The organism is Pseudomonas sp. SDT291_1_S447 (assembly GCF_054070155.1).
The window spans coordinates 88,974-111,090 of the sequence record NZ_JBSVXS010000008.1 but is presented as its reverse complement, the minus strand read 5'-3'; the positions used below and the strand labels follow the sequence as shown (position 1 = coordinate 111,090).

24 protein-coding genes are annotated in these 22,117 nt (G+C 59.9%); 18 read left to right on the top strand and 6 right to left on the bottom strand.

Annotated elements, in window-relative coordinates:
* Positions 1 to 597 carry a LysE family translocator gene (locus ACW9IR_RS05125; RefSeq protein ID WP_457462003.1) on the top strand — a complete coding sequence of 199 codons (597 nt, stop codon included), beginning with the start codon at positions 1 to 3 and terminating at the stop codon, positions 595 to 597.
* A gap of 112 nt (positions 598 to 709) precedes the next feature.
* Here ACW9IR_RS05125 and ACW9IR_RS05120 read toward each other — a convergent pair whose 3' ends face one another.
* Positions 710 to 1,480: a helix-turn-helix domain-containing protein gene (locus ACW9IR_RS05120; protein WP_457462001.1), complete on the bottom strand. Its 771-nt coding sequence runs from the start codon at positions 1,478 to 1,480 to the stop codon at positions 710 to 712.
* Between the two features lie 231 nt (positions 1,481 to 1,711).
* On the opposite strand from ACW9IR_RS05120, the gene ACW9IR_RS05115 reads away from it, so the two are divergent.
* From ACW9IR_RS05115 to ACW9IR_RS05085, 7 genes are all read left to right on the top strand, one after another.
* A complete protein-coding gene (locus ACW9IR_RS05115) occupies positions 1,712 to 3,337 on the top strand; it encodes an APC family permease (RefSeq protein ID WP_457461999.1) in 1,626 nt (541 codons plus the stop codon).
* Between the two features lie 22 nt (positions 3,338 to 3,359).
* A complete protein-coding gene (locus tag ACW9IR_RS05110; RefSeq protein WP_457461997.1) occupies positions 3,360 to 4,286 on the top strand; it encodes a 4-hydroxyproline epimerase in 927 nt (308 codons plus the stop codon).
* 55 nt (positions 4,287 to 4,341) lie between these two features.
* Positions 4,342 to 5,289 carry a dihydrodipicolinate synthase family protein gene (locus ACW9IR_RS05105; RefSeq protein WP_457461995.1) on the top strand — a complete coding sequence of 316 codons (948 nt, stop codon included), beginning with the start codon at positions 4,342 to 4,344 and terminating at the stop codon, positions 5,287 to 5,289.
* Positions 5,290 to 5,361: 72 nt separating this feature from the next.
* Entirely contained in the window at positions 5,362 to 6,954 is a 1,593-nt protein-coding gene (locus ACW9IR_RS05100) for an aldehyde dehydrogenase (NADP(+)) (protein WP_457461993.1), read from the top strand.
* Positions 6,944 to 8,206 carry an FAD-dependent oxidoreductase gene (locus tag ACW9IR_RS05095; protein ID WP_457461991.1) on the top strand — a complete coding sequence of 421 codons (1,263 nt, stop codon included), beginning with the start codon at positions 6,944 to 6,946 and terminating at the stop codon, positions 8,204 to 8,206. Before ACW9IR_RS05100 ends, ACW9IR_RS05095 begins: the two co-directional genes overlap by 11 nt.
* 172 nt (positions 8,207 to 8,378) lie before the next feature.
* Complete coding sequence (locus ACW9IR_RS05090; RefSeq protein ID WP_457461989.1) at positions 8,379 to 9,212, top strand: oxidoreductase; 834 nt, start codon at positions 8,379 to 8,381, stop codon at positions 9,210 to 9,212.
* A gap of 11 nt (positions 9,213 to 9,223) precedes the next feature.
* Complete coding sequence (locus ACW9IR_RS05085; protein ID WP_457461987.1) at positions 9,224 to 10,162, top strand: AraC family transcriptional regulator N-terminal domain-containing protein; 939 nt, start codon at positions 9,224 to 9,226, stop codon at positions 10,160 to 10,162.
* Between the two features lie 5 nt (positions 10,163 to 10,167).
* Here the strand turns inward: ACW9IR_RS05085 and ACW9IR_RS05080 are convergent, their stop codons facing one another.
* From ACW9IR_RS05080 to ACW9IR_RS05070, 3 genes are all read right to left on the bottom strand, one after another.
* Complete coding sequence (locus ACW9IR_RS05080; protein ID WP_102899125.1) at positions 10,168 to 10,380, bottom strand: hypervirulence associated TUDOR domain-containing protein; 213 nt, start codon at positions 10,378 to 10,380, stop codon at positions 10,168 to 10,170.
* A gap of 29 nt (positions 10,381 to 10,409) precedes the next feature.
* Positions 10,410 to 10,610: a hypothetical protein gene (locus tag ACW9IR_RS05075; RefSeq protein WP_102899126.1), complete on the bottom strand. Its 201-nt coding sequence runs from the start codon at positions 10,608 to 10,610 to the stop codon at positions 10,410 to 10,412.
* Positions 10,611 to 10,779: 169 nt separating this feature from the next.
* Positions 10,780 to 11,706: a Gfo/Idh/MocA family protein gene (locus ACW9IR_RS05070; RefSeq protein ID WP_457461984.1), complete on the bottom strand. Its 927-nt coding sequence runs from the start codon at positions 11,704 to 11,706 to the stop codon at positions 10,780 to 10,782.
* A gap of 188 nt (positions 11,707 to 11,894) precedes the next feature.
* Between ACW9IR_RS05070 and ACW9IR_RS05065 the strand changes: the two genes are divergently transcribed.
* The 8 genes from ACW9IR_RS05065 to ACW9IR_RS05030 all read left to right on the top strand — a co-directional run bounded on the left by ACW9IR_RS05065 (position 11,895) and on the right by ACW9IR_RS05030 (position 17,724).
* Positions 11,895 to 12,944, top strand: coding sequence for an NAD(P)-dependent alcohol dehydrogenase (locus ACW9IR_RS05065; protein WP_457461982.1), 1,050 nt, complete (start codon positions 11,895 to 11,897; stop codon positions 12,942 to 12,944).
* A gap of 123 nt (positions 12,945 to 13,067) precedes the next feature.
* Positions 13,068 to 13,763 carry a tRNA (adenine(22)-N(1))-methyltransferase gene (locus tag ACW9IR_RS05060; protein ID WP_457461980.1) on the top strand — a complete coding sequence of 232 codons (696 nt, stop codon included), beginning with the start codon at positions 13,068 to 13,070 and terminating at the stop codon, positions 13,761 to 13,763.
* A gap of 181 nt (positions 13,764 to 13,944) precedes the next feature.
* Complete coding sequence (locus ACW9IR_RS05055; protein ID WP_016987787.1) at positions 13,945 to 14,160, top strand: tautomerase family protein; 216 nt, start codon at positions 13,945 to 13,947, stop codon at positions 14,158 to 14,160.
* On the top strand, positions 14,157 to 14,813 hold the full coding sequence (locus tag ACW9IR_RS05050) for a DsbA family oxidoreductase (RefSeq protein WP_457461978.1): 657 nt from the start codon (positions 14,157 to 14,159) through the stop codon (positions 14,811 to 14,813). The genes ACW9IR_RS05055 and ACW9IR_RS05050 overlap by 4 nt, the downstream gene beginning before the upstream one ends.
* 49 nt (positions 14,814 to 14,862) lie before the next feature.
* Positions 14,863 to 15,573, top strand: a complete 711-nt coding sequence (locus ACW9IR_RS05045) for an SDR family NAD(P)-dependent oxidoreductase (RefSeq protein ID WP_108225372.1) — start codon at positions 14,863 to 14,865, stop codon at positions 15,571 to 15,573.
* A 93-nt stretch (positions 15,574 to 15,666) separates the two neighbouring features.
* Positions 15,667 to 16,590, top strand: coding sequence for a LysR family transcriptional regulator (locus ACW9IR_RS05040; protein ID WP_102899131.1), 924 nt, complete (start codon positions 15,667 to 15,669; stop codon positions 16,588 to 16,590).
* 136 nt (positions 16,591 to 16,726) lie between these two features.
* Positions 16,727 to 16,990, top strand: a complete 264-nt coding sequence (locus ACW9IR_RS05035) for a hypothetical protein (protein WP_102899132.1) — start codon at positions 16,727 to 16,729, stop codon at positions 16,988 to 16,990.
* The gene (locus ACW9IR_RS05030; protein WP_102899133.1) at positions 16,987 to 17,724 is read left to right on the top strand and encodes a Fic family protein; all 738 of its coding nucleotides are present in this window, start codon (positions 16,987 to 16,989) and stop codon (positions 17,722 to 17,724) included. The genes ACW9IR_RS05035 and ACW9IR_RS05030 overlap by 4 nt, the downstream gene beginning before the upstream one ends.
* A 102-nt stretch (positions 17,725 to 17,826) precedes the next feature.
* Here the strand turns inward: ACW9IR_RS05030 and ycaC are convergent, their stop codons facing one another.
* Entirely contained in the window at positions 17,827 to 18,459 is a 633-nt protein-coding gene (ycaC, locus tag ACW9IR_RS05025) for an isochorismate family cysteine hydrolase YcaC (RefSeq protein WP_457461974.1), read from the bottom strand.
* A gap of 170 nt (positions 18,460 to 18,629) precedes the next feature.
* Positions 18,630 to 19,640, bottom strand: a complete 1,011-nt coding sequence (locus tag ACW9IR_RS05020) for a LacI family DNA-binding transcriptional regulator (protein ID WP_457461972.1) — start codon at positions 19,638 to 19,640, stop codon at positions 18,630 to 18,632.
* A gap of 177 nt (positions 19,641 to 19,817) precedes the next feature.
* Between ACW9IR_RS05020 and ACW9IR_RS05015 the strand changes: the two genes are divergently transcribed.
* Both ACW9IR_RS05015 and ACW9IR_RS05010 read left to right on the top strand, forming a co-directional pair.
* Positions 19,818 to 21,008, top strand: coding sequence for a Gfo/Idh/MocA family protein (locus ACW9IR_RS05015; protein ID WP_457461971.1), 1,191 nt, complete (start codon positions 19,818 to 19,820; stop codon positions 21,006 to 21,008).
* On the top strand, positions 20,998 to 22,080 hold the full coding sequence (locus ACW9IR_RS05010) for a sugar phosphate isomerase/epimerase family protein (protein WP_457461969.1): 1,083 nt from the start codon (positions 20,998 to 21,000) through the stop codon (positions 22,078 to 22,080). The genes ACW9IR_RS05015 and ACW9IR_RS05010 overlap by 11 nt, the downstream gene beginning before the upstream one ends.
* Positions 22,081 to 22,117: the final 37 nt, after the last annotated feature.

Below are 22,117 nucleotides of genomic sequence, written 5' to 3'. Positions count from 1 at the left end.
ATGGCGTCATTACTGCCCTTTCTGCTGTTTGCGTTCGTTGCCTCGATCACGCCGGGGCCGACCAATATTCTGGTGTTGAGCCACAGTTCGCGCCAAGGCCTGCTCGCCACGTTGCCGATCATTTTTGGCGCCTGCGCGGCGGCGGCACTGATTGTATTGGTGGTCGGCCTCGGTGCCGGCGAAACCTTGCTGCGCTACCCGCGCGTGCAGCAAGCCATGGCCTGGGGCGGTGTGCTCTGGTTGAGCTGGCTGGCGTGGCAGATCTTCCGCAGCACGCCGCCATCGCTGGACCCGACGGGTACGCAGGAAGAAGGTTTCAGCGTGCTGGGCGCCGCCATGCTGCAACTGGTCAACCCCAAGGTGTGGATGATGGCCGTGGCGGTGGTCAGCTTGTTTGTCGGCGGTGGTGACAAGACCCTGCGACTGCTGGTTTTGTCGTTTGCATTTCTGCTGGTGTCGTTGCCGTGCATGACGTTCTGGGCATTGCTGGGAGTGGGCAGTGCGCGATTGATGGGCTCGCCAAAGGCGTTCAAGCGGATGAACGCGGCACTGGCGTTGTTGTTGCTGCTCTCGGCATGGCTAACTGTCCTGGCTTAACGCCCTCGTAGGAGCTGCCCAAGGCTGCGATCTTTTGATTTTGTTTTTTAAGATCAAGATCAAAAGATCGCAGCCTTCGGCAGCTCCTACATAGCGCTTCAATACCATTTCATCAGAGTGAGGTCGCCTGCCGGTACTCGCGCGGAGTAAACCCGGTCGAGGCCTTGAACTGCCGAGTGAAGGCGCTGTGATCGGTGTAGCCGCATTGCAACGCCACATCGGTAATCGGCAGGTCGGTGTGCAGCAAGCGGTGCGCATGTTCGAGGCGCACTTTCTGGATCATCTGCCGTGGCGTCAGGTGGAACACCCGTTTGCAGTAACGCTCCAGTTGCGCCACGGAAATACCGGCGATACGGGTTAACTCACCCAACGTGACGCGGCGATTGAAATTCGCGCGGATGTGCTCATCGACTGCCGCCAGCCGCTCGAATGCCGGATGCGTTTCACTGGCCGATTGCAGGTCCACGGAAATCCCCGCCAGGCCAATGATTACGCCGTCACGGTTGTACAGCGGCTGCTTATGCGTCAGGCACCAGCCCGGTTCGCGACTGCCATACAGGTGCAGCTCCAGTTGATCCTCCAGTACAAAGCCCTCCTCCAGCACCTTGCGGTCCTGCTCGGTGTAGCCCGGCCCGAGTTGCGCCGGGAACACCTGCGCGCTGGTCTTGCCCAGTAACGGACGCAAATCCTTCAAGCCACAGCGCTGCACCAGCGCGCGATTCGCGAGCACGTAACGGGCCTGCACATCCTTGATGAAAATCGCCGCGTTGGGGATCACATCGAGCATCGGCAACAACAGCGCCGCACCGGCCAACAACTCCTCCAGCGTCTGCGGACGATGCCCATCAATGCCTTGAGCCAGGATCGAGAACGCCTGCTGCATCAAACAACACCCTCGTAACGTGGATGGACGAAGCGCCCGCCATGCGGCCTTCGTGTGCAGATTGCAGCATCGCTCAAGACCTGTCGAGGGCCACGTTTCGCCAGTGCGATTGTGCTGATTTCGTCATCGAAGCCGCCGCAAAACATCAATCGCCACACCATCGATGAGTTCAAAGTCTGGCCGTCCCAGTGACACAACTGCCTATCCAATAACTCACAAGAAGGCGATGCCATGTCAGGCCAAGGCAAGTTCAAAAAACAGCTTTCACTGATCGACCTCACATTTATCGGGCTGGGGGCGATCTTCGGTTCCGGCTGGTTGTTCGCGGCCAGTCATGTGTCCGCCATCGCCGGGCCGGCGGGGATTTTTTCCTGGCTGCTGGGCGGCTTTGCGGTGTTGTTGCTGGGCATCGTTTACTGCGAGCTGGGTGCGGCATTACCGCGTGCCGGCGGCGTTGTGCGTTACCCGGTTTACTCCCACGGGCCGCTGCTGGGCTACCTGATGGGCTTCATTACCCTGATTGCGTTTTCCAGCCTGGTGGCGATCGAAGTGGTTGCCTCGCGCCAATACGCGGCGGCATGGTTTCCCGAGCTGACCAAGGCTGGTTCTGGCGATCCGACGATTCTCGGCTGGCTGGTGCAGTTCGGCCTTCTGTGCGTATTTTTCCTGCTCAACTACCGCAGCGTGAAAACCTTCGCCAAGGCCAACAATCTGGTCAGCGTGTTCAAGTTCATCGTGCCGCTGCTGGTGATTGGCGTGCTGTTCACCTTCTTCAAACCGGCGAATTTCCAAGTACAAGGTTTCGCCCCTTTCGGCTTGTCCGGTATCGAAATGGCGGTGTCGGCGGGCGGTGTGATTTTCGCTTACCTAGGGCTGACGCCGATCATCTCGGTGGCCAGTGAAGTGAAGAATCCACAGCGCACCATTCCCATCGCACTGATCCTCTCGGTGCTGCTGTCGACGCTGATTTATGTACTGCTGCAAATGGCCTTTCTCGGCAGCATTCCGACCGAAATGCTCGCCAATGGCTGGGCCGGTATCAGCAAGGAATTTTCCCTGCCGTACCGCGACATCGCGCTGGCGCTGGGCGTGGGCTGGCTGGCGTATCTGGTGGTCGCCGACGCAGTGATCTCGCCGAGCGGCTGCGGCAACATCTACATGAATGCCACCCCGCGAGTGATTTACGGTTGGGCGCAGACCGGGACTTTCTTCAAAGTCTTCACCCACATCGATGAAAAGTCCGGGATTCCGCGTCCGGCGCTGTGGCTGACCTTCGCCCTGTCGGTGTTCTGGACCCTGCCGTTTCCGTCGTGGGAAGCGCTGATCAATGTGGTTTCCGCTGCGCTGGTGCTGAGCTACGCCGTAGCCCCTGTGTCCGTGGCCGCGCTGCGCCGCAATGCGCCGGACATGCCGCGCCCGTTCCGGGTCAAGTGCATGGGTCTGCTCGGGCCGGTGTCGTTCATCATCGCCGCGCTGATCGTCTACTGGTCGGGCTGGAACACCGTGTCGTGGCTGCTCGGCCTGCAAATCCTGATGTTCGTTGTGTATCTGCTGTGCGGTCGTTTTGTGCCGACCGCTCACCTGAATCTGGCCAGCCAAGTGCGTTCCTCGGCGTGGTTGATCGCCTTCTACGCGGTGACCATCGTGCTGTCGAAACTCGGCACGTTTGGCGGCCTCGGCATCCTCGCCCACCCGTTCGACACCATTGTCGTCGCTGCTTGCGCCACCGGCATTTATTACTGGGGCGCCGCGACCGGTGTGCCGGCGCATCTGCTGCGTCTGGAAGAGGACGATGAGGAAAGCGAAGTCACCGCCCCCGCCTCGACGGTGGCTGCGCGCCCTGCTGGCGCCTACTGAAATCACCTAAAGGAATCTATCCATGAAAGAACTACACGTCATTGATTCCCACACCGGCGGTGAACCCACGCGTCTGGTGATGACAGGCTTCCCCGATCTGCCCGGCAACAGCATGGTGGAAAAACGCGATGCGCTGCGCACTGAGCATGATCAATGGCGCCGCGCCTGCCTGCTGGAGCCCCGTGGCAATGATGTATTGGTCGGCGCGTTGTATTGCGCGCCGGTCTCGCCGGACGCCACGTGCGGGGTGATTTTCTTCAACAACGCCGGTTATCTGGGCATGTGCGGCCACGGAACGATTGGCCTGATCAACTCGTTGCAGTACCTGGGGAAAATCGAACCGGGCATCCACAAGATCGAAACGCCCGTCGGCCCGGTCAGCGCTACGTTGCATGACGACGGAACCGTCACCTTGGGCAACGTCCCCGCGTATCGACATCGCAAACAGGTGCCGGTGGATGTGCCGGGTTACGGCCGCGTATTCGGCGATATCGCTTACGGCGGCAACTGGTTTTTCCTTGTCTCCGAGCACGGCCAGACGCTGACCATGGACAACGTCGAACACCTCACCGCTTACACCTGGGCAATGCTCAAGGCCCTTGAAGACCAGGGCATCTATGGCGAAGACGGTGCCGTCATCGATCACGTCGAACTGTTCGCCGATGACGATCAGGCCGACAGCCGCAACTTCGTCATGTGTCCCGGCAAAGCCTACGACCGCTCGCCGTGCGGCACTGGCACCAGCGCCAAACTCGCCTGTCTGGCCGCCGACGACAAGCTGCAACCCGGTGCAACCTGGGTTCAGGCGAGCATCACCGGCAGCCAGTTCGAAGGCCGCTTCGAATGGGACGGCGAGCGAATCCGCCCGTTCATCACCGGCCGCGCTTACATGACCGCCGACAGCACCTTGCTGATCGACGAAGCAGACCCGTTCGCGTGGGGCATCTGAGCCTCCGCGCAGACTTTTCACCGCAATTTGAATGATGTGCCAAGGAGTTAAAACAATGAGCGACAACATCTTCACCGGTTGCATGCCGGCCCTGATGACCCCGTGCACCGCCCAACGCAAACCGGACTTCGATGCCTTGGTGGCCAAAGGACGCGAGCTGATCGATATCGGCATGAGCGCCGTAGTTTATTGCGGTTCGATGGGCGACTGGCCGTTGCTCACCGAGGCTGAACGGCAGGAAGGCGTGGCGCGTCTGGTCGCTGCCGGGATTCCAACCATCGTCGGCACCGGCGCAGTGAACTCACGAGAAGCGGTTTCCCATGCAGCGCACGCGGCAAGAGTCGGCGCGCAGGGTTTGATGGTGATTCCGCGCGTACTGTCCCGTGGTGCTTCGGCGACTGCGCAAAAAGCCCACTTCGCCGCGATTCTGCAAGCCGCACCGAACCTGCCAGCAGTGATCTACAACAGCCCTTACTACGGCTTCGCCACCCGCGCCGACCTGTTCTTCGAACTGCGTCGCGAGTACCCGAACCTGATCGGCTTCAAGGAATTCGGCGGTGGTGCCGACCTGCGTTACGCCGCCGAAAACATCACTTCCAAAGATGAAGACGTGACGCTGATGGTCGGCGTCGATACACAAGTGGTGCACGGTTTCGTCAACTGCAACGCCACCGGCGCGATCACCGGTATCGGCAACGCACTGCCCCGCGAAGTGCTGCAATTGGTGGCGCTGAGCAAGAAGGCCGCACAAGGAGATGCCAAGGCCCGTCGTCAGGCGCGGGAGCTGGAATCGGCACTGGCGGTGTTGTCGTCGTTCGATGAAGGCTGCGATCTGGTGCTGTATTACAAACACCTGATGGTGCTCAACGGCGACAAGGAATACACCCTGCACTTCAACGAAACGGATGCATTGAGCGACTCGCAACGGCGTTATGCCGAGAAGCAGTACTCGCTGTTCCGTCACTGGTACGAGAACTGGTCGGCGGAACAGAACTTCGCCTGATCAACGCCTCCTCACCTGCCGCGATGCGTTGTGCTACGCGGCAGGCATTTCCCTTTTTATCAGGAAGACACCATGACTCTGACGGGCCACATGCTGATCGGGCAGCACTCGGTTGCGGGTAATCGCGAGGCTATTCGCGGGATCAATCCGGCCACGAATGAAGCGCTGGAACCGGCGTATGCCGGAGGATCGACGGAGCATGTCGAACAGGCCTGTGCGCTGGCCTGGGCAGCGTTCGATGTTTATCGCGAAACTACCCTGAATGTCCGCGCCGAATTTATTGAAAGCATTGCCAAGGAAATCGAAGCCCTCGGCGATGAACTGATTGACCGTGCCCATGCCGAAAGCGGTCTGCCGCGTGCACGGTTACTGGGCGAACGCGGGCGTACGTGCCAACAATTAAGAATGTTAGCCCGCACCGTCCGCGGCGGTGAATGGCTGGATGTACGCGTCGACAGCGCGCAGCCGCAACGCCAACCGCTGCCGCGTGCCGATCTGCGTCAACGGCAGATTGCACTGGGGCCGGTCGCGGTATTTGGTGCGAGCAATTTTCCGCTGGCGTTTTCAGTCGCGGGCGGTGACACCGCATCGGCACTCGCCGCCGGTTGTCCGGTGATCGTCAAGGCGCACAGTGCCCATCCCGGCACCAGCGAACTGGTCGGCCGCGCGGTAGCTCGGGCGGTAAAAGCCTGTGGTTTGCCGGACGGCGTGTTCTCCTTGCTGTACGGCTCTGGCCGTGAAGTGGGCATTGCGCTGGTCACGAATCCACGGATCAAAGCGGTGGGCTTCACCGGTTCGCGCAACGGCGGTCTGGCGTTGATTCAAGCGGCGCAAGCCAGGCCCGAACCGATTCCGGTGTATGCGGAAATGAGTTCGATCAATCCGGTGCTGCTGTTCCCAGCGGCGCTGGACAATCGCACGCAGGCGTTGGCTGAAGGGTTTGTGGCGTCGCTGACGTTGGGCGCGGGCCAGTTCTGCACCAACCCGGGCTTGGTGATTGCCTTGAAAGGACCGGCGCTGGACAAGTTTGTCGCCGCCACCGCCGTAGTCATTCAACGCAGTCCGGCGCAGACGATGCTGACACCGGGCATCTTCAGTGCTTACGAGTCTGCCGTGAATGTACTGGCCGAGAATGCCAGCGCGAACATCGCCGGTGTTGGTCAGATCGGCAACGGCCCGAATCAATGTCAGGCCCATGTATTCGTGACCGAGGCCGCTGACTTTCTCGCCGATCACCGCCTGCAAGCCGAAGCATTCGGGGCGGCGGCGCTGATCGTGCAATGCAGCAGTGAGGCTGAAATCCGCGAGGTCACCGAACATCTGGAAGGCCAGTTGACCGCCACGTTGCATCTGGATGACCAAGACCTGCAACAGGCGCGTGCATTGCTGCCGACGCTCGAGCGCAGGGCCGGTCGCTTGCTAGTCAATGGCTGGCCCACCGGGGTCGAGGTGTGTGACGCAATGGTTCACGGCGGGCCGTTCCCGGCCACGTCAGACTCGCGCACGACATCCGTCGGCACAGCGGCGATCCTGCGCTTCCTGCGCCCGGTCTGCTATCAGGACTTCCCGGACAACTTGCTGCCTGACGCATTGAAACATGACAATCCGCTGCAATTACGCCGTCTGCTCGATGGGCAAAGGGAAGCGCAGCACCATGACCAATAACGTCTCTCACGACATCGCTGTAGTCGGCGCCGGCATCATCGGTGTCGCCTGCGCACTGCGTCTGGCGCGCCAAGGGTTACGCGTGGTGGTCATCGATCAGCAGCCACCCGGCCACGGCGCCTCGTTCGGTAACGCCGGGCATTTGGCGACCGAGCAGGTGTTTCCGATTGCCGACGCGTCCATCCTCAAGCGCCTGCCGGCCATGCTAATGGATCCGATGGGACCACTGAGGCTGGACTGGAAATACCTGCCGCGCGCCCTGCCATGGTTCACCCGCCTGCTGCTGAACCTGCGCCCGGCGCCTTTTCAGAACACCGTGGCAGGCTTGCGTGCCCTGAATGAAAGCAGTCTGCAGGCTTGGCAGCGCTTGCTCGCCGACATCCAGCGGCCAGACTTGCTGAAGATCGATGGCTCGTTGCTGGTGTTCGAACGCCCCGAATCGCGTCAGGCAATCCAGACATTACAGGCCCGAATGCATCAGCAGCAGGTGCCGGTCGATTACTGGCAGGCCGCTGCCATACGCGACACGGCGCCGCAACTCAGCGAACAGATTCAGGGCGGCCTGTTCTTCCCGCGCACCGGGCATTTCATCGATCCGTATCGCGTGGTGTGTGAACTGGTCGAAGCGGCCAAGGCCAGTGGCGTGAGTTTTGTCCAGCAAGAGGTTCAGGGCGGCTATGTGCAGGAGCACGGTGTTTCGCTGATCACTGGATCGGGTGGTTTGACTGCCAGCCGGGTGCTGATCGCCTGCGGTGCGCACTCAGCGAGCCTCACCGCCGCCCTCACCGGCAAAAAAGTACCGCTGGACACCGAGCGCGGATACCACCTGATGCTGCCGCAGGAACACGATCGACTGCCCTTCCCCGTCACCTCGCTGGAACGCAAGTTCATCATGACGCCGATGTCCGAAGGCTTGCGCCTGGCCGGCACGGTCGAGTTCGCTGGGCTGGAAAAGCCAGCGAGCATGGAACGCGCGTGGCAGTTGCATCGGTTGAGTCAGGGTCTGTTTCGCAAGGATCTGAGTGCTGACGCAGCGACGCCGTGGATGGGTTTTCGCCCATCGTTGCCGGATTCGTTGCCGGTGATTGATCAGGTGTGTGAGGGCAAGGTGTTGCTTGCTTTTGGGCATCAGCATCTGGGGCTGACGCAGGCGGCGGTGACGGCGGAGATGGTGGTGCGGATGACGGACGCAGATGCAATCCGGGCAACGCCTTTGCCAAGTGGCGCGCCCTATCAACTGGCACGTTTCTGACGGCCACAGAACAGCAAGATCGACCGTGAGCGTGCTTAGCGGCGCTGCCACCGTTTTATCTGCACATCACGAGCGCCTGATAGGAATAGGCAAGGCTGCAAGACAAACCGGCATAGGTTACCGCTTGGGTGGTGGTTACCATGACGTCACACCAGAGTCATTGGAGACCGTCATGAAACCAAGCAAAACCCTGTTCATCACCGGCGTCAGCAGCGGTTTCGGCCATGCGCTGGCCAAAGAAGCCATTGCCAACGGCCACCGCGTGATCGGTACTGTGCGTAATGAAACCGACCTGAAAAACTTCCAGGCACTGTCCCCGGAGAACGCTTACGGCGTGCTGCTAGACGTCACTGACTTTGAGCGGATCGACAGCGTCATTGCGCAAGTCGAAGCCACGCATGGCCCGGTCGATGTGCTGGTCAACAATGCCGGTTACGGTCACGAAGGCATTTTTGAAGAATCGCCGCTGGAGGACATGCGCCGACAGTTCGACGTCAATGTGTTCGGCGCGGTCGCCATGACCAAGGCCTTCCTGCCCTACTTCCGCCAGCGTCGCGCCGGCCACATCCTCAACATCACCTCCATGGGCGGCACCATCACGATGCCCGGCATCGCCTATTACTGCGGCAGCAAATTTGCGCTTGAAGGGATCTCCGATACCCTGAGCAAAGAGCTGCGTCCCTTCAATGTCTTCGTCACGGCGGTGGCGCCTGGCTCGTTTCGCACCGACTGGGCCGGCCGTTCGATGCAACGCACCGCGCGCAGCATTGCCGACTACGACGCCAGTTTCGACCCGATCCGCCAGGCCCGGGAAGCAAAAAGCGGCAAACAGCTCGGCGACCCGCAAAAAGCTGCGCAAGCGATGCTGCAGATCATCGATTGTCCCGAGCCTCCCGCCCATTTGTTACTTGGCAGTGATGCGTTGGGGCTGGTGCGTGACCGACTGCAACGGGCGCTCGACGAGATTGATCAATGGCAAGCGCTGAGTTGCTCCACCGATCACTGAGAGAGAAAACAATGACGCCGGCCGATGGCAGCACCGCGCGCATGGTGCAACTGATGGAAGTCCTCGCGCCGGTCGAGGGCTACAACCTCAGCGCGCTCGATGACGTGCGCTTCCTGCGCTCGAACCGCCCACTGACCCGCACTCCGGTGTTGTACGACCCCGGCATTGTCATCCTCTGCCAGGGTCGCAAGCGCGGTTATCTGGGTGAGGACACCTACGTCTATGACGCGCAGCATTATCTGGTGGTGTCCGTGCCCATCCCCTTCACCATGGAGACCGACGCCACGGCAGCCGAGCCGATGCTCGCGATTTACATGAAACTGGACTTTCAGTTGGCCAGCGAGTTGATGTTGCAAGTCGATGAGGTGCATGGCGTCAGCGATGCTGAGCCCAAAGGCATGTACGCCTCGCCGATGGACGATGCGCTGCGCACCACGACCTTGCGTTTTCTCGAGGCAATGAGCGTCGCCGGTGAAGCGCAAATTCTCGGGCCGGCGCTGGTGCGTGAGATCTATTACCGCATTCTCACGGGCGAGCAAGGTGGATCAATGCGTGCCGCGCTGCATCGTCGCGGGCATTTCGGCAAGGTGAGCCGGGCGATCCGCAAGATTCACAGCTGTTATCAGCAGCGCCTCGACGTCGAGCAGCTGGCCCACGAAGCGAGCATGAGCGTGCCGAGTTTTCACCTGCACTTTCGCAACGTGACCGATACCTCGCCGATGCAATACCTGAAGTCGACACGCCTGCATCAGGCGCGGCTGCTGATGCTGCGCCAGGCCATGAGTGCATCGGCGGCCGCGTTTGACGTCGGTTATGAAAGCGCCTCGCAATTCAGTCGCGAGTTCAAACGGTTTTTCGGCCGGACGCCGCAGGCGGAGATTGAATGGATGAAGGCGACGTACTCATTGCCGCCGCCGACAACGCCTTCCGAATTCGTATCGTCTCACTAGTCCGGTCATTTCGCGGGATGAAGCGCCGCGCCGTGGTGCATTGCCAGATGCCCGGTCTTGTCACTTTTGACTTCGTACTGCGGCTCGTCCTTGGAAGCAGGCCGATGGCGGCCCATGAACTCGACATCCCGGGTGTGCACCTTGACCACCTTGCCGCGAATCTCGCCGGCTTCGCTGTTCCAGTGAACCGCGTCGCCGACCTTGAATGACGTGCACATGGCCTGTCCCCCACACTTATTCAATCCGGTCATTGCGACTCAGGATGCTCGCTCGACACCGAGTTGTTGGCCGCCACATCCGTCATGTCTTCATCGACCGGCGACTCTTCATCGGCGGGCAACGGAACCTCGGGCGGGTTGCGTTTCGGATCATGCCCCGTCTCATTGTCCGTCGTCCGTGTCACGTCTTGCTGTGACCGGTTGCCCGGTGCATTTTCATCGATGTCCATGCTTGCTTCTCCGTTCTTGTACGCGGGATATCCGCGCTTAAACGTGAGAGACAACGGCACAGCGCAAGTGCCGGGCAGTGGACGAACGGTGCTCCAACGAAAAAAGCCTGCCGTTCAGGGCAGGCTTTCGCTTGGCGACTAAAAATAATCGTGCCGGGCCGGCCGCGCTCTAATCGTAAAACGCCTCAACCAACACCCGGCTGCCGACAAAGAAACTGTCCGCCACCAAGCGCAACGGCTGCACATCCAGGTCACTGGCCTTGTCGCCGATCAACTGTTGAAAATGTCTGTACACCGCTGCGTACTCACCCTCCTCCGACACCGCCTGGCGCACACCGTCAATGCTCAATAGCGCACCACCGTTATCCAGGCGCAACACGCCTTCAGCGCAACGCACCTCGATACTCCACAGCTCATCATGGCCATGGTCGAAGTCGAACTCCGCACGCACATCGAGTTGATGCGCATCAGCCATTTTGATCGACGCAGCAATTGGCGACTGGCAGTTGCTCGGTACGCGCAGCTCAGCGGATTCGACAAACAGCGGCAGCGCCAGCAGATGGGTGACGATCGACAAGGCATTGATGCCCGGATCGAATACGCCGAGGCCGCCGGGTTGCCAGATCCAGGTCTGCCCGGGGTGCCATTTGCGCACGTCTTCTTTCCAGTCGATCTGCACGCTTTGCAAAGTGCGCGAGGCGAGCCAGTCGCGAGCGGCTTCGATACCGGGCGCGTAGCGTGAATGCCAGGCAAACAACGCGCTGACGCCCTGCTGTGCGGCCTGATCGACCAAGGCCAGCGCTTCGCCCAACGTGGCACACGGGGGCTTCTCAACCAACACGTGTTTGCCGGCGGCCAGCGCTTGCTGCACCAGCGCAAAACGACCTTGCGGTGGCGTGCAGAAGGCAATCGCGTCAACCGGCGGGCCGTTTTCCAGCAGCTCGCTCAGCGAACGGAAATTTTCGACACCGGGGCAAGGCTGGCCCTGGGTGGCGACGGAGACCAACTGGAAAGCGGGATTGGCGAGGATTGCCGGCACATGTTGATCCTGGGCGATCTTGCCGTAGCCCACCAGACCGAGACGGATTGGTTGCATCAATGACTCCTGTTTTGATTTTGTTGTCGTCAGTGAACCGGGAGATTACCTGCAAACGCCACGAGCGTCTGTCCGCGCAATGTCACAACAACGCACAGGATCAGGCAAGGATTGCACAGGAATGCACTAGTGCCCGCAGCGCCGGAAAAGAAACAATGCCTTACGACAAACCGATCGAGGATGTTCCCATGCTTGTACAAGCCTACGGCGCCCACGCGGGCGACAAACCCCTTGAGCCGATGCAGATCAACCGCCGCGCGCCGGCCGCCCATGATGTGCAGATCGACATTGCGTTCTGTGGCATCTGCCATTCCGATCTGCACCAGGTGCGCGCCGAATGGGCCGGCACGCAATTCCCTTGCGTACCGGGGCATGAAATTGTCGGTCGCGTGTCGGCCGTTGGCGCCCATGTTTCGGACTACAAAATCGGTGATCTGGTCGGCGTCGGTTGCATCGTCGACAGCTGCAAACATTGCGATGACTGCGAAAGCGGGCTGGAAAACTACTGCGACGGCATGATCGGCACCTACAACTTCCCGACTCCGGATGCACCGGGCTGGACGCTGGGCGGCTATTCGCAAAACATCGTCGTGCATGAACGCTACGTGCTGCGCATCCGCCATCCCGAAGCGCAACTGGCCGCCGTCGCGCCGCTGCTGTGTGCCGGCATCACCACCTACTCGCCGCTACGTCACTGGAACGCCGGTCCAGGGAAGAAAGTCGGCGTGGTCGGCATCGGTGGCCTTGGCCACATGGGCATCAAACTGGCCCACGCCTTGGGCGCCCACGTGGTGGCGTTCACCACCTCTGAATCCAAACGCGAAGCGGCCAAAGCGCTGGGCGCCGATGAAGTGGTGGTGTCGCGCAACGCCGAAGAAATGGCCGCCCACGCCAAGAGTTTCGACCTGATCCTCAACACCGTCGCGGCGCCGCACGATCTCGATGCATTCCTCGTGCTGCTCAAGCGCGATGGTGCCTTGACCCTGGTCGGTGCGCCGGCCACCTCGCATCCTTCGCCGAACGTGTTCAACCTGATCATGAAGCGCCGCACGATTGCCGGCTCGATGATCGGCGGCATCCCTGAGACTCAGGAGATGCTGGATTTCTGCGCCGAGCACGGCATCGTTTCCGACATCGAACTGATCCGCGCCGACCAGATCAACGACGCCTACGAGCGCATGCTCAAGGGTGACGTGAAGTATCGTTTCGTGATCGACAACGCGACGTTGACTGGCTAAGTCTCAGCGCCCATTGGCCGTTCAGCGCGGTCAATGGGCCATTGAATTCCGTCGCCGGGATTTGACAGGCCCGGCGATGCTCGCCAGAGTCGCACCCCTTTGCCTGCCATCAAGGGGTTGCCGTTGAACGAACAGACATTGTCCATACGCCTCGAGCGGGTGGCTGCCCACGTGCCGGCCGGTGCACGACTGGCGGATATCGGTTCGGACCACGGTTATCTGCCGGTGGCGCTAATGCGCCGTGGTCTGATCAGCGCGGCCGTAGCTGGCGAGGTTGCGGCGACGCCGTTCCACGCGGCTGAACGCACCGTGCGCGAGAATGATCTGCAGCAGTGCATCAGCGTGCGCCGGGCCGATGGCCTGGCTGCCATCGAGGCTGACGACGGCATCACCGCCATCACGATCTGCGGCATGGGCGGCGAGACGATCCGCGACATCCTCGACAGCGGCAAAGCCCGTTTGAGCGGCAAAGAACGCCTGATCCTGCAACCCAATGGCGGCGAACAACCGCTGCGCCAATGGCTGATGGATAACGGCTACCGCATCCTCAGCGAAGAGCTGCTGCGGGAAAACCGCTTCGATTACGAAATCATCGTCGCCGAACGTGCTGAACCGGTGAGCTATACCGACCAGGAGCTGTACTTCGGCCCCTTGCAGATGCAGACCCGCAGCCCCGAGTTTCTGCGCAAATGGCAGCACAAACTTCACCATAAGCAGAAGACGCTCAGCCAGCTCGCCCATGCGCAACAAAGCCTGCCAGAGCAAAAGCTGCAAGACCTCAAACAACAGACACGCTGGATTACCGAGCTGCTGGCCTGAGCGCCAGCGTTTCTCACTGAGACAGCGCGTGCACAGGATGACTGCTCGCGCGCCCTCATTTGATACACCGCATCACAAATGATGTACCTCAAACCCCATTTATCAACTCCCACCCTCCTCTTAAAGTTCTCTCCAACAGCCGCCCATCACTCCGACGGGCCAGCGACTGGAGAGTCCTCAAATGCCTTTTATCAGCGTACGTATCACCCGTGACGGCGTGACCCGGGAACAGAAAGCCCAGGTCATCAAGGAAATCACCGAAACGATGCAGCGGGTTCTGCACAAGGACCCAAAGCTCACCCACATCGTGATCGAGGAAGTCGACACCGATAACTGGGGTTACGCCGGCATCACCACCACCGAATATCGCCAACAGTTGGCGGACTCGCAGTCATGAGCCGGGCAGTGAAAATCGATTTCGTCTCGGATGTCGTTTGCCCCTGGTGCGCATTGGGCGCGACCGCTCTGGAGCAAGCGATCAAGAATCTGGCGGGCGAAGTCGACGTGGAACTGACCTACAAACCGTTCGAACTGAACCCCGACATGCCCGCCGAAGGTGAGCACGCCATCGAGCACATGATGCGCAAATACGGGCGCAGCGCTGAGCAAGTGGCGGATCGCAACGCGATGATCATCGAACGCGGCGAGCAGATCGGTTTTCACTTCGACCTGGAAAAGCGCAGCCACTTCCACAACACCTTCGACGCCCATCGATTGCTGTTCTGGGCCGCCACACAAGGACGTCAGCGTGAGTTGAAGCAAGCCTTGCTCAAGGCCTACTTCACTGACGGCATGAACCCGAATGACCACGCCACGCTGGTCACTCTGGCGGGTGAAGTCGGACTCGATGACCAGCGTGCGCAGGAAGTTCTCGCGCACGCAGAGTTCAGCCAACAGGTGCGCGAACTCGAAAGGTTTTACCAGCAGCGCGGCATCGATTCGGTTCCGGCCATGGTCCTTGATGACAAACAGTTCATCCCCGGTTCCCAGTCCGTCGCTTATTACGAGCAAGCGTTACGTCAAGCCGCGCAGATTGCGCCTCACGCCTGACACCCGAACTTCGTTTTTTCAAACCATTCAGATTGCATGAGGAAACATCATGAACACGTCCAAAAAAGTTGTAGTGATCACCGGCGCCTCGCAAGGCATTGGCGCAGGCCTGGTCAAGGGTTTCCGTGAACGCGGCTATCAGGTTGTCGCGACCTCGCGCTCGATCAAACCGTCCACTGACCCGGATATTCTCGCCGTCGCCGGCGACATCGCTGACCCGCAGACCGCCGAACGGGTGATTCGCGAAGCCGTTGCTCGTTTCGGGCGCATCGACACGCTGGTCAACAACGCCGGGATTTTCGTCGCCAAACCCTTCACCGAATACAGCAAAGAAGACTACGCACAGGTCGTGGCGACCAACATGAGCGGCTTCTTCCACATCTCGCAATTGGCGATTGCCGAAATGGAGAAAAACGCCAGCGGCCATATCGTCAGCGTCACCACCAGTCTGGTCGATCATGCGATTGATGGCGTGCCGTCGGTGCTCGCTTCGCTGACCAAGGGTGGCATCAACGCGGCAACCAAGTCGCTGGCCATCGAGTACGCCAAACGCGGTATTCGGGTCAACGCGGTGTCGCCGGGCATCATCAAAACGCCGATGCACGGCGAAGAGACGCACGCCGCCCTTGGCAGCCTGCACCCGGTGGGTCATATGGGCGAGATCGATGACATCGTGCAAGCGATCCTCTACCTGGACGGCGCGAACTTCGTGACCGGCGAAATCCTCCATGTCGATGGTGGTCAAAGCGCTGGCCATTGATACCTCACCACAGCACTGCCGGTGTGTACCGGCGGTGCCGCTTCATGAGATAAGCCTGAGAATGAACCGTCAGTTGATCCTCGGTGTACTCACATGAAGCGCCACTTTGAAGACTTGCAGTTAGGCAGCATCGAACTCTTTTGCCTCGCCGCTGAAGCCGGCAGTTTCACCGCCGCCGCGCAGCTCGCGGGTGTCACGCCGGCCGCGGTGAGCCGGTCGATTCTTCGCCTCGAAAAAAGATTGGGTTCACGCTTGTTTGCCCGAACCACCCGCAGCATTCGCTTGACCGAGGCCGGTAGAAACTTTTTCGTCCAGTGCAGCCAGGCCCTGACCCAACTGGTCGAGGCGCAACAAGAAGTCATGGGCGCACAGTCGTCACCGTCCGGTCAGTTGCGCATCAGCCTGCCCACCACTTACGGGCATCACCGTATCCTGCCGCTGCTCCCCAAATTCCGCGCGCTCTATCCCGACGTCACCGTCGACATCCACTTGGGCAACCGCAATATCGACTTCGTCGGCGAAGGCTACGACCTGGCGATCCGCGTCCGCGCCCAACCGGATTCGACCATGGTCGCGCGGCTGCTGGAGGATGCAAAACTGGTGGTGGTCGCCTCCCCCGAGTACCTGAAAAAGGCTGGAACACCGCAGACACTTGAGGATCTGGTGCAACACGAATGCATTCAGTTCGAACTGCCCAGCAGCGGGCGGCGGATTTCCTGGCTGTTCCAGGAAAACGGCCACGATCGTGAAGTGTTTTCCGACGGCGGTTACTCCTGCTCCGATGACGTGCTCGGCGGTGTCACCCTGGCCAAATACGGTGCCGGGATCTTCCAGACCTACAAGTTCATTGTCGAAAAAGAGCTGGCCGATGGCAGCTTGGTCGAGGTTCTCCAGCCGTACGCCGGGCGCTCGCGACCTTACACCTTGCTCTACCCGCACGGCCGCTATGTGCCGCAACGGGTCAGGGCGTTTGTCGATTTTCTGTTGCAGTTTCGTGATGAGTGGGCGCAGGTGTAACGCTGAACAAGTAGTAAATCGGTTGAAAGGCGTTTCGCAGCCAACCCGAAATGTTCGTGCTGAAAGCCGGGGCCTGCTGGAAAACTTACAGAGCCGGCGCCATGCTATGCTTTGAGAGAGAAAACGAGGGGTTCAAATGACTAGTCCAGTCAAGGGCGACGTTGCGAGCGAAGTTCGCAAACTCGCCCAAAAGCATAAGGTTACCGCTGAGCGTGACAGCATGAGCTGCATGGCTGTGACCATTACTCGTCTGGCAGGCGATGCTGTCGAGCTGGATGGGATTGAGCAATTGCTCGTCAATCTCAAACGTAAAGGTGTTCTCAACAAAGCAGAAATCATGGCCCTTCAAGGACGCTACCTCCAAGAGAAAAGGCGTTGCAAGAGGCAGCTTAGCGCATGACTTTTGACCCCTTCGGCGATTTCGAGACTGAAGGCTATCTTCAAAACTCGCTCAAACTGAAAGACCCTCTTGAAGTCAAAGAGTCCGAGCATCTCTCCTTCGAAGCCAGTATCGAAGATGCCCTTGCCTATCTCGCCAAGCAAAAACCCATCGGCTACAAAGCGGTCCTCAAGACCCACGAAATCCTGTTCTCCGGTTTTTATCCGTGGGCAGGAAAAGACAGAAATGAACTGGTCCCCCACCTCGCAGTATTCAAAGGGTCGAAAGATGATCCGCATCACACGATATTCGAACGTCCTGACCTGATCAAAAGATCCGTGGAATACGCCTTTGAACTCGCAGCAAACAAAAAACGTTTTCGTCAGCGCCCCGGCGAAGTAATGGGCCAGTTGGCGTCCGCCCACCCGTTTCTGGATGGCAATGGCCGCACAATCCTGCTCATCTACATGGAGTTGTGCTATCGGACCCGGTTCGCCATTGACTGGTCAAAAACCAACAAAGACGACTACCTGCGAGCACTCGCCGACGAAATTCGAGAGCCTTTCGCAGGCCATCTGGATGGTTATCTGGTCCCCTTCGTCATCGATATTTCCAGCCGCGATGAATGGCCGGCAATGATTGGCGGAATAAAGGGTCTGGATGGACTGGACAAGGAAGGGATCATCTATAAGAGCCTGGATGATCCCGAGGTTCAGCGACTTTATAAAGCGTATCGAGCAACGCCTCTTGAGTGATCCGCGCTCCCCGTGGATTCGCTGTTGAATTCCGGGGTCTGACTTCGCGATGAACAAAAAGCCTGCTTTTCAGGGCAGGCTTTTCGTCCGCAGCACGCAGGCTTACTTCTGCTGAGCGGTCAGCGCCGAGTAGCTGTTCATCAGATTGCGGTAGTTGGGGATTCGCTGCGACAGCAAGTTACCCAGCCCTTCAATGTCGTTGCGCCAGTCGCCGTGCAGCTCACACGCCACCGAGAACCAGTTCATCATCTGTGCACCAGCCTGAGTCATACGGCTCCACGCAGCCTGTTGCACGGTGGTGTTGAAGGTACCGGACGCATCAGTCACCACAAAAACATCAAACCCTTCCGCCAGCGCCGACAAGGTCGGGAACGCTACGCAGACATCCGTGACCACACCGGCAATGATGATCTGCTTGCGACCGGTGGCCTTGATTGCCTTCACAAAATCTTCGTTGTCCCAGGCGTTGATCTGACCAGGACGAGCGATGTACGGCGCATCCGGGAACATCTCTTTCAGTTCCGGTACCAGCGGGCCGTTCGGGCCTTGTTCGAAACTGGTGGTGAGGATGGTCGGCAGTTCGAAGAACTTGGCCAGATCGGCCAGAGCGAGCACGTTGTTCTTGAACTCGTTTGGCGAGAAGTCCTGGACCAGGGAAATCAGGCCGGTCTGGTGATCAACCAGCAGCACGATGGCGTCGTCTTTGTTGAGGCGGTTGTAGGTTGGAGTGGTCATGGTCTGCTTCCCTTTTGAGTTTTTGAATTTGTTGTTGCGTTCAAGTTGGGTACAGATTACTGACGCACAGGGACGGGATAAATCGGCTGAAAAGCGTTTCACCGTCCACTCAGACAAGACAATTGTCGGCTTAGCGTGGAGGCTTAAACCGAAGCGGGGAATTCAGAGGTTCACCTACCCGCTTGATCAACCCGCGCCGTGCTGTCGCGCTTGGTCAATGTGAATGGCAATACCACATGCCGTTGCGGCAACGGCTGTTTCTCGATCAGCGCAATCAGCATTTCCACGGCTTTCTCGCCGAACATTTCGGCGGGCTGGGCAATGGTCGTCAGCGGTGGATCGCAGTACGCGGCCATTGGAATATCGTCAAATCCGGCGAGAGAAATATCCTCCGGCACGCGCAGCCCCTGCTCTTTGATTCGCTTGAGCGCGCCGATGGCCATTTCGTCATTTTCACAAAACAGCGCGCTCGGTCGGCTGTCGAGCGCGAGCAGTTTGCCGGCACCCGAGTAGCCCGCATCCAGGGTGAAGTCGCCGTGACAGATGAGCGTGTCGTCCAGCGCGAGACCTGCATCGCGCAGGGCCGCTTCATACCCCGCAAGACGATCACGCGTGAGCGGGCTGCCTTTGGGTCCTTTGATCAGTCCGATGCGCTGATGCCCCATCGCGATCAGGTACTCGGTCATGGCTTTGGCCGCCGCAACGTTATCCAGACTGATCGTTGGATGCCGTCCATGCCGGATGACTTCGCAGGCATTGACGATCGGGGCCAGTGCTGGCTCGGCGGCAGATTCTTCGAAGGGATCATAGGCGCGCAACTGAATGACGCCATCGGCTTGATGGGCGTGTACCAGATCAGCGAACTGGCGCTCAAGTGATGCCTGGCCCTGGGTGTCGCACAACAGCAACCGGTAACCGGCGGCCTGCGCGGCTTTTTGTGCGCCGCTGATCACTCTGGCGAAAAAGGTGTTGGCAATGGTCGGGACCAGAATCACCAGGTTTCCCGTTCTACGCGAGCGAAACTGCACCGCCATCAAATTCGGTCGATAGCCGGTTTGCTGGACGGCGGCCATGACCCGCTCGCGGGTATCGGGCAGCACCCGCTCGGGGGACTTCAATGTTCTCGACACCGTTGCCACCGAGACACCCGCCAGCCGTGCCACTTCGCGGATATTGGACAAGACTGCCTCGCTCTTTCAATCAAATCGGCCGTCGAGCTTACCGCACAGCGTCACGCGCCGAAACGTTGGCATTCGTCAGACACGGTTTGACACCCGCTGATTTCAGGCCTAGATTTCGCCGACGATGTAACCGGTTACATCATCAATGTTCCGCATGAATCCACTGAGACAATTGCCATGATTGCTGCAGGTCGAAAAATAAGAATGGGCTTCGTCGGCGGCGGTGAAGGTGCCTTCATTGCCCAGGCACACCGGCAAGCCGCCGGCCTCGATGGACGCTTCGAACTGGTCTGCGGTGCGTTCAGCCGCGACGCCCACAACAATCAACGCAGTGGTGCGGCGCTCGGGCTGCCTGCGCAACGCTGCTATGACGCCTGGCAAGACATGCTGGCCGCCGAACACGCACTGCCGGCCGATCAGCGCATGGAACTGCTGGTGATCGTCACGCCCAATCACCTGCACGCCCCTATCGCCAGCGCAGCACTGAGTGCGGGTTTCCATGTGTTCAGTGAAAAGCCTGCTGCGCTCAATCTGGCGCAAGTGCAGGACCTGGCCCGCGTGGTCAACAACAGCCAGCGGATCTACGCCCTGGCACATACCTACCTGGGTTATGCGATGGTCTGGCAGGCACGCGAGATGGTCGCCAGCGGTGAAATCGGGCGGCTGCGCAAAGTCCTCGTCGAATACCCGCAAGGCTGGCTCAGCAGCGATGTGGCTGGCGAAGGCAACAAACAGGCGGGCTGGCGCGACAATCCTGAACAGTCCGGTATTGGTGGCTGCATCGGTGACATCGGCACGCACGCGTTTTCCCTCGCGGAGTTTGTCGCCGGTCAACCCATCCAGTTCATCAGCGCGATGCTCGGGTCACATTTGAGCAGTCGCCAACTGGATGACGACGCCTCGATGCTGTTCAAAATGGCCGACGGCGCCAGCGGCGTATTGATCGCCAGCCAAGTGTGCGCCGGCGAAGAGAACCCGCTGAAGATTCGTCTGTATGGCGACGAGGGCGGGCTGGAATGGCGTCAGGAAGAGCCCGCCAGTCTGATCCATCGACCCTTGAATGAGCCGATGCGCGTGCTGCGCTCGGGCCTTGGTCAACCTTGGCTGTGCGCAAACGCCACGCGGCGCATGCGCTTGCCCGCCGGACACCCGGAAGGCTACCTCGAGGCCATGGCCAATCTCTACGGTGACCTCGCGCAGGCCATTTTCGACGGTGCGGGCGGTCCTGACGCGCCGGGCGTTCCCGGCATAGCTACCGGGCTGCGCGGCATGGCCTTCATCGAGACCGCCATCGCCAATCATTGTGGCGAAGCCAAATGGACTGCAATACCTGACCTTGCCAATGGAGCAACCGCCAATGAACGCTAATCAACAACGCCCGAGCGGGATGCGCGGCCCAGGCATTTTTCTCGCCCAATTCATCGCCGACGAAGCACCTTTCGATACCTTGGCCAACATCGCGCAATGGGCCGCTTCTCAAGGCTACAAAGCCATTCAGTTGCCAACCCTCGGCACGCGCTTCATCGACCTTGAACGCGCCGCCGACAGTCAGGATTACTGCGACGAACTCATCGCCGTATGCGCCAAGGCCGGCGTGGTGATCAGCGAGCTGTCGACACACCTGCAAGGCCAGTTGGTCGCGGTGCATCCGGCGTTCGACGCACTTTTCGACGACTTTGCCCCGGCAGCGCTGCGTGGCAATCCGCAAGCACGCACCGAATGGGCGATCAACCAGTTGAAACTGGCGGCGCGCGCCAGTCAGCGCTTGGGGTTGACCGCCCACGCGACCTTTTCCGGCGCCCTGCTCTGGCCGTACGTCTACCCGTGGCCGCAACGCCCTGCCGGCCTGGTGGAACAGGGCTTTGCCGAATTGGCGAAACGCTGGTTGCCGATCCTCGAATGCTTCGATGAGGCCGGTGTCGACCTCTGCTACGAGATCCACCCCGGCGAAGACCTGCACGATGGCGCCTCTTTCGAACAATTCCTTGAAGCGGTGAATCATCATCCGCGCGCGGCGATTCTGTATGACCCGAGCCATCTGTTGCTGCAGCAAATGGACTACCTGGGCTTCATCGATCGCTACCACGCGCGCATCCGCATGTTCCACGTCAAGGACGCGGAGTTTCACGCCAACGCGCGATCCGGGGTCTACGGCGGCTATCAGGGCTGGGCTGATCGCCCGGGCCGGTTTCGTTCACTGGGCGATGGCCAGATCGACTTCAAGGCGATCTTCAGCAAACTGACTCAATACGACTTCAACGGCTGGGCCGTGCTGGAGTGGGAATGCTGCCTGAAAGACGCGGCACAAGGCGCTGCCGAAGGGGCGGCCTTCATCGAGCGACACATGATCACCCGAACCCGCAAGGCATTCGACGATTTCGCCAGTGTGAGTGCTGACGAGCAATCCAACCGGCGTCTGCTGGGCCTTGGCGAACCCTGATTACCACGCTGTTACCGACATAAAAATAATACGGTGA

Bases quoted from the DNA above. Each gene is read 5' to 3' on its own strand.
- ACW9IR_RS05115 (WP_457461999.1), top strand. From the start codon at position 1,712: ATGTCAGGCCAAGGCAAGTTCAAAAAACAGCTTTCACTGATCGACCTC.
- ACW9IR_RS05105 (WP_457461995.1), top strand. From the start codon at position 4,342: ATGAGCGACAACATCTTCACCGGTTGCATGCCGGCCCTGATGACCCCG.
- ACW9IR_RS05065 (WP_457461982.1), top strand. From the start codon at position 11,895: ATGCTTGTACAAGCCTACGGCGCCCACGCGGGCGACAAACCCCTTGAG.
- ACW9IR_RS05010 (WP_457461969.1), top strand. From the start codon at position 20,998: ATGAACGCTAATCAACAACGCCCGAGCGGGATGCGCGGCCCAGGCATT.
- ACW9IR_RS05080 (WP_102899125.1), bottom strand. From the start codon at position 10,380: ATGTGCACGTCATTCAAGGTCGGCGACGCGGTTCACTGGAACAGCGAA.
- ACW9IR_RS05120 (WP_457462001.1), bottom strand. From the start codon at position 1,480: ATGCAGCAGGCGTTCTCGATCCTGGCTCAAGGCATTGATGGGCATCGT.
- ACW9IR_RS05075 (WP_102899126.1), bottom strand. From the start codon at position 10,610: ATGGACATCGATGAAAATGCACCGGGCAACCGGTCACAGCAAGACGTG.
- ACW9IR_RS05100 (WP_457461993.1), top strand. From the start codon at position 5,362: ATGACTCTGACGGGCCACATGCTGATCGGGCAGCACTCGGTTGCGGGT.
- ACW9IR_RS05085 (WP_457461987.1), top strand. From the start codon at position 9,224: ATGACGCCGGCCGATGGCAGCACCGCGCGCATGGTGCAACTGATGGAA.
- ACW9IR_RS05015 (WP_457461971.1), top strand. From the start codon at position 19,818: ATGATTGCTGCAGGTCGAAAAATAAGAATGGGCTTCGTCGGCGGCGGT.
- ACW9IR_RS05055 (WP_016987787.1), top strand. From the start codon at position 13,945: ATGCCTTTTATCAGCGTACGTATCACCCGTGACGGCGTGACCCGGGAA.
- ACW9IR_RS05125 (WP_457462003.1), top strand. From the start codon at position 1: ATGGCGTCATTACTGCCCTTTCTGCTGTTTGCGTTCGTTGCCTCGATC.
- ACW9IR_RS05110 (WP_457461997.1), top strand. From the start codon at position 3,360: ATGAAAGAACTACACGTCATTGATTCCCACACCGGCGGTGAACCCACG.
- ACW9IR_RS05070 (WP_457461984.1), bottom strand. From the start codon at position 11,706: ATGCAACCAATCCGTCTCGGTCTGGTGGGCTACGGCAAGATCGCCCAG.
- ACW9IR_RS05090 (WP_457461989.1), top strand. From the start codon at position 8,379: ATGAAACCAAGCAAAACCCTGTTCATCACCGGCGTCAGCAGCGGTTTC.
- ACW9IR_RS05045 (WP_108225372.1), top strand. From the start codon at position 14,863: ATGAACACGTCCAAAAAAGTTGTAGTGATCACCGGCGCCTCGCAAGGC.
- ACW9IR_RS05040 (WP_102899131.1), top strand. From the start codon at position 15,667: ATGAAGCGCCACTTTGAAGACTTGCAGTTAGGCAGCATCGAACTCTTT.
- ACW9IR_RS05095 (WP_457461991.1), top strand. From the start codon at position 6,944: ATGACCAATAACGTCTCTCACGACATCGCTGTAGTCGGCGCCGGCATC.
- ACW9IR_RS05035 (WP_102899132.1), top strand. From the start codon at position 16,727: ATGACTAGTCCAGTCAAGGGCGACGTTGCGAGCGAAGTTCGCAAACTC.
- ACW9IR_RS05030 (WP_102899133.1), top strand. From the start codon at position 16,987: ATGACTTTTGACCCCTTCGGCGATTTCGAGACTGAAGGCTATCTTCAA.
- ACW9IR_RS05050 (WP_457461978.1), top strand. From the start codon at position 14,157: ATGAGCCGGGCAGTGAAAATCGATTTCGTCTCGGATGTCGTTTGCCCC.
- ycaC (WP_457461974.1), bottom strand. From the start codon at position 18,459: ATGACCACTCCAACCTACAACCGCCTCAACAAAGACGACGCCATCGTG.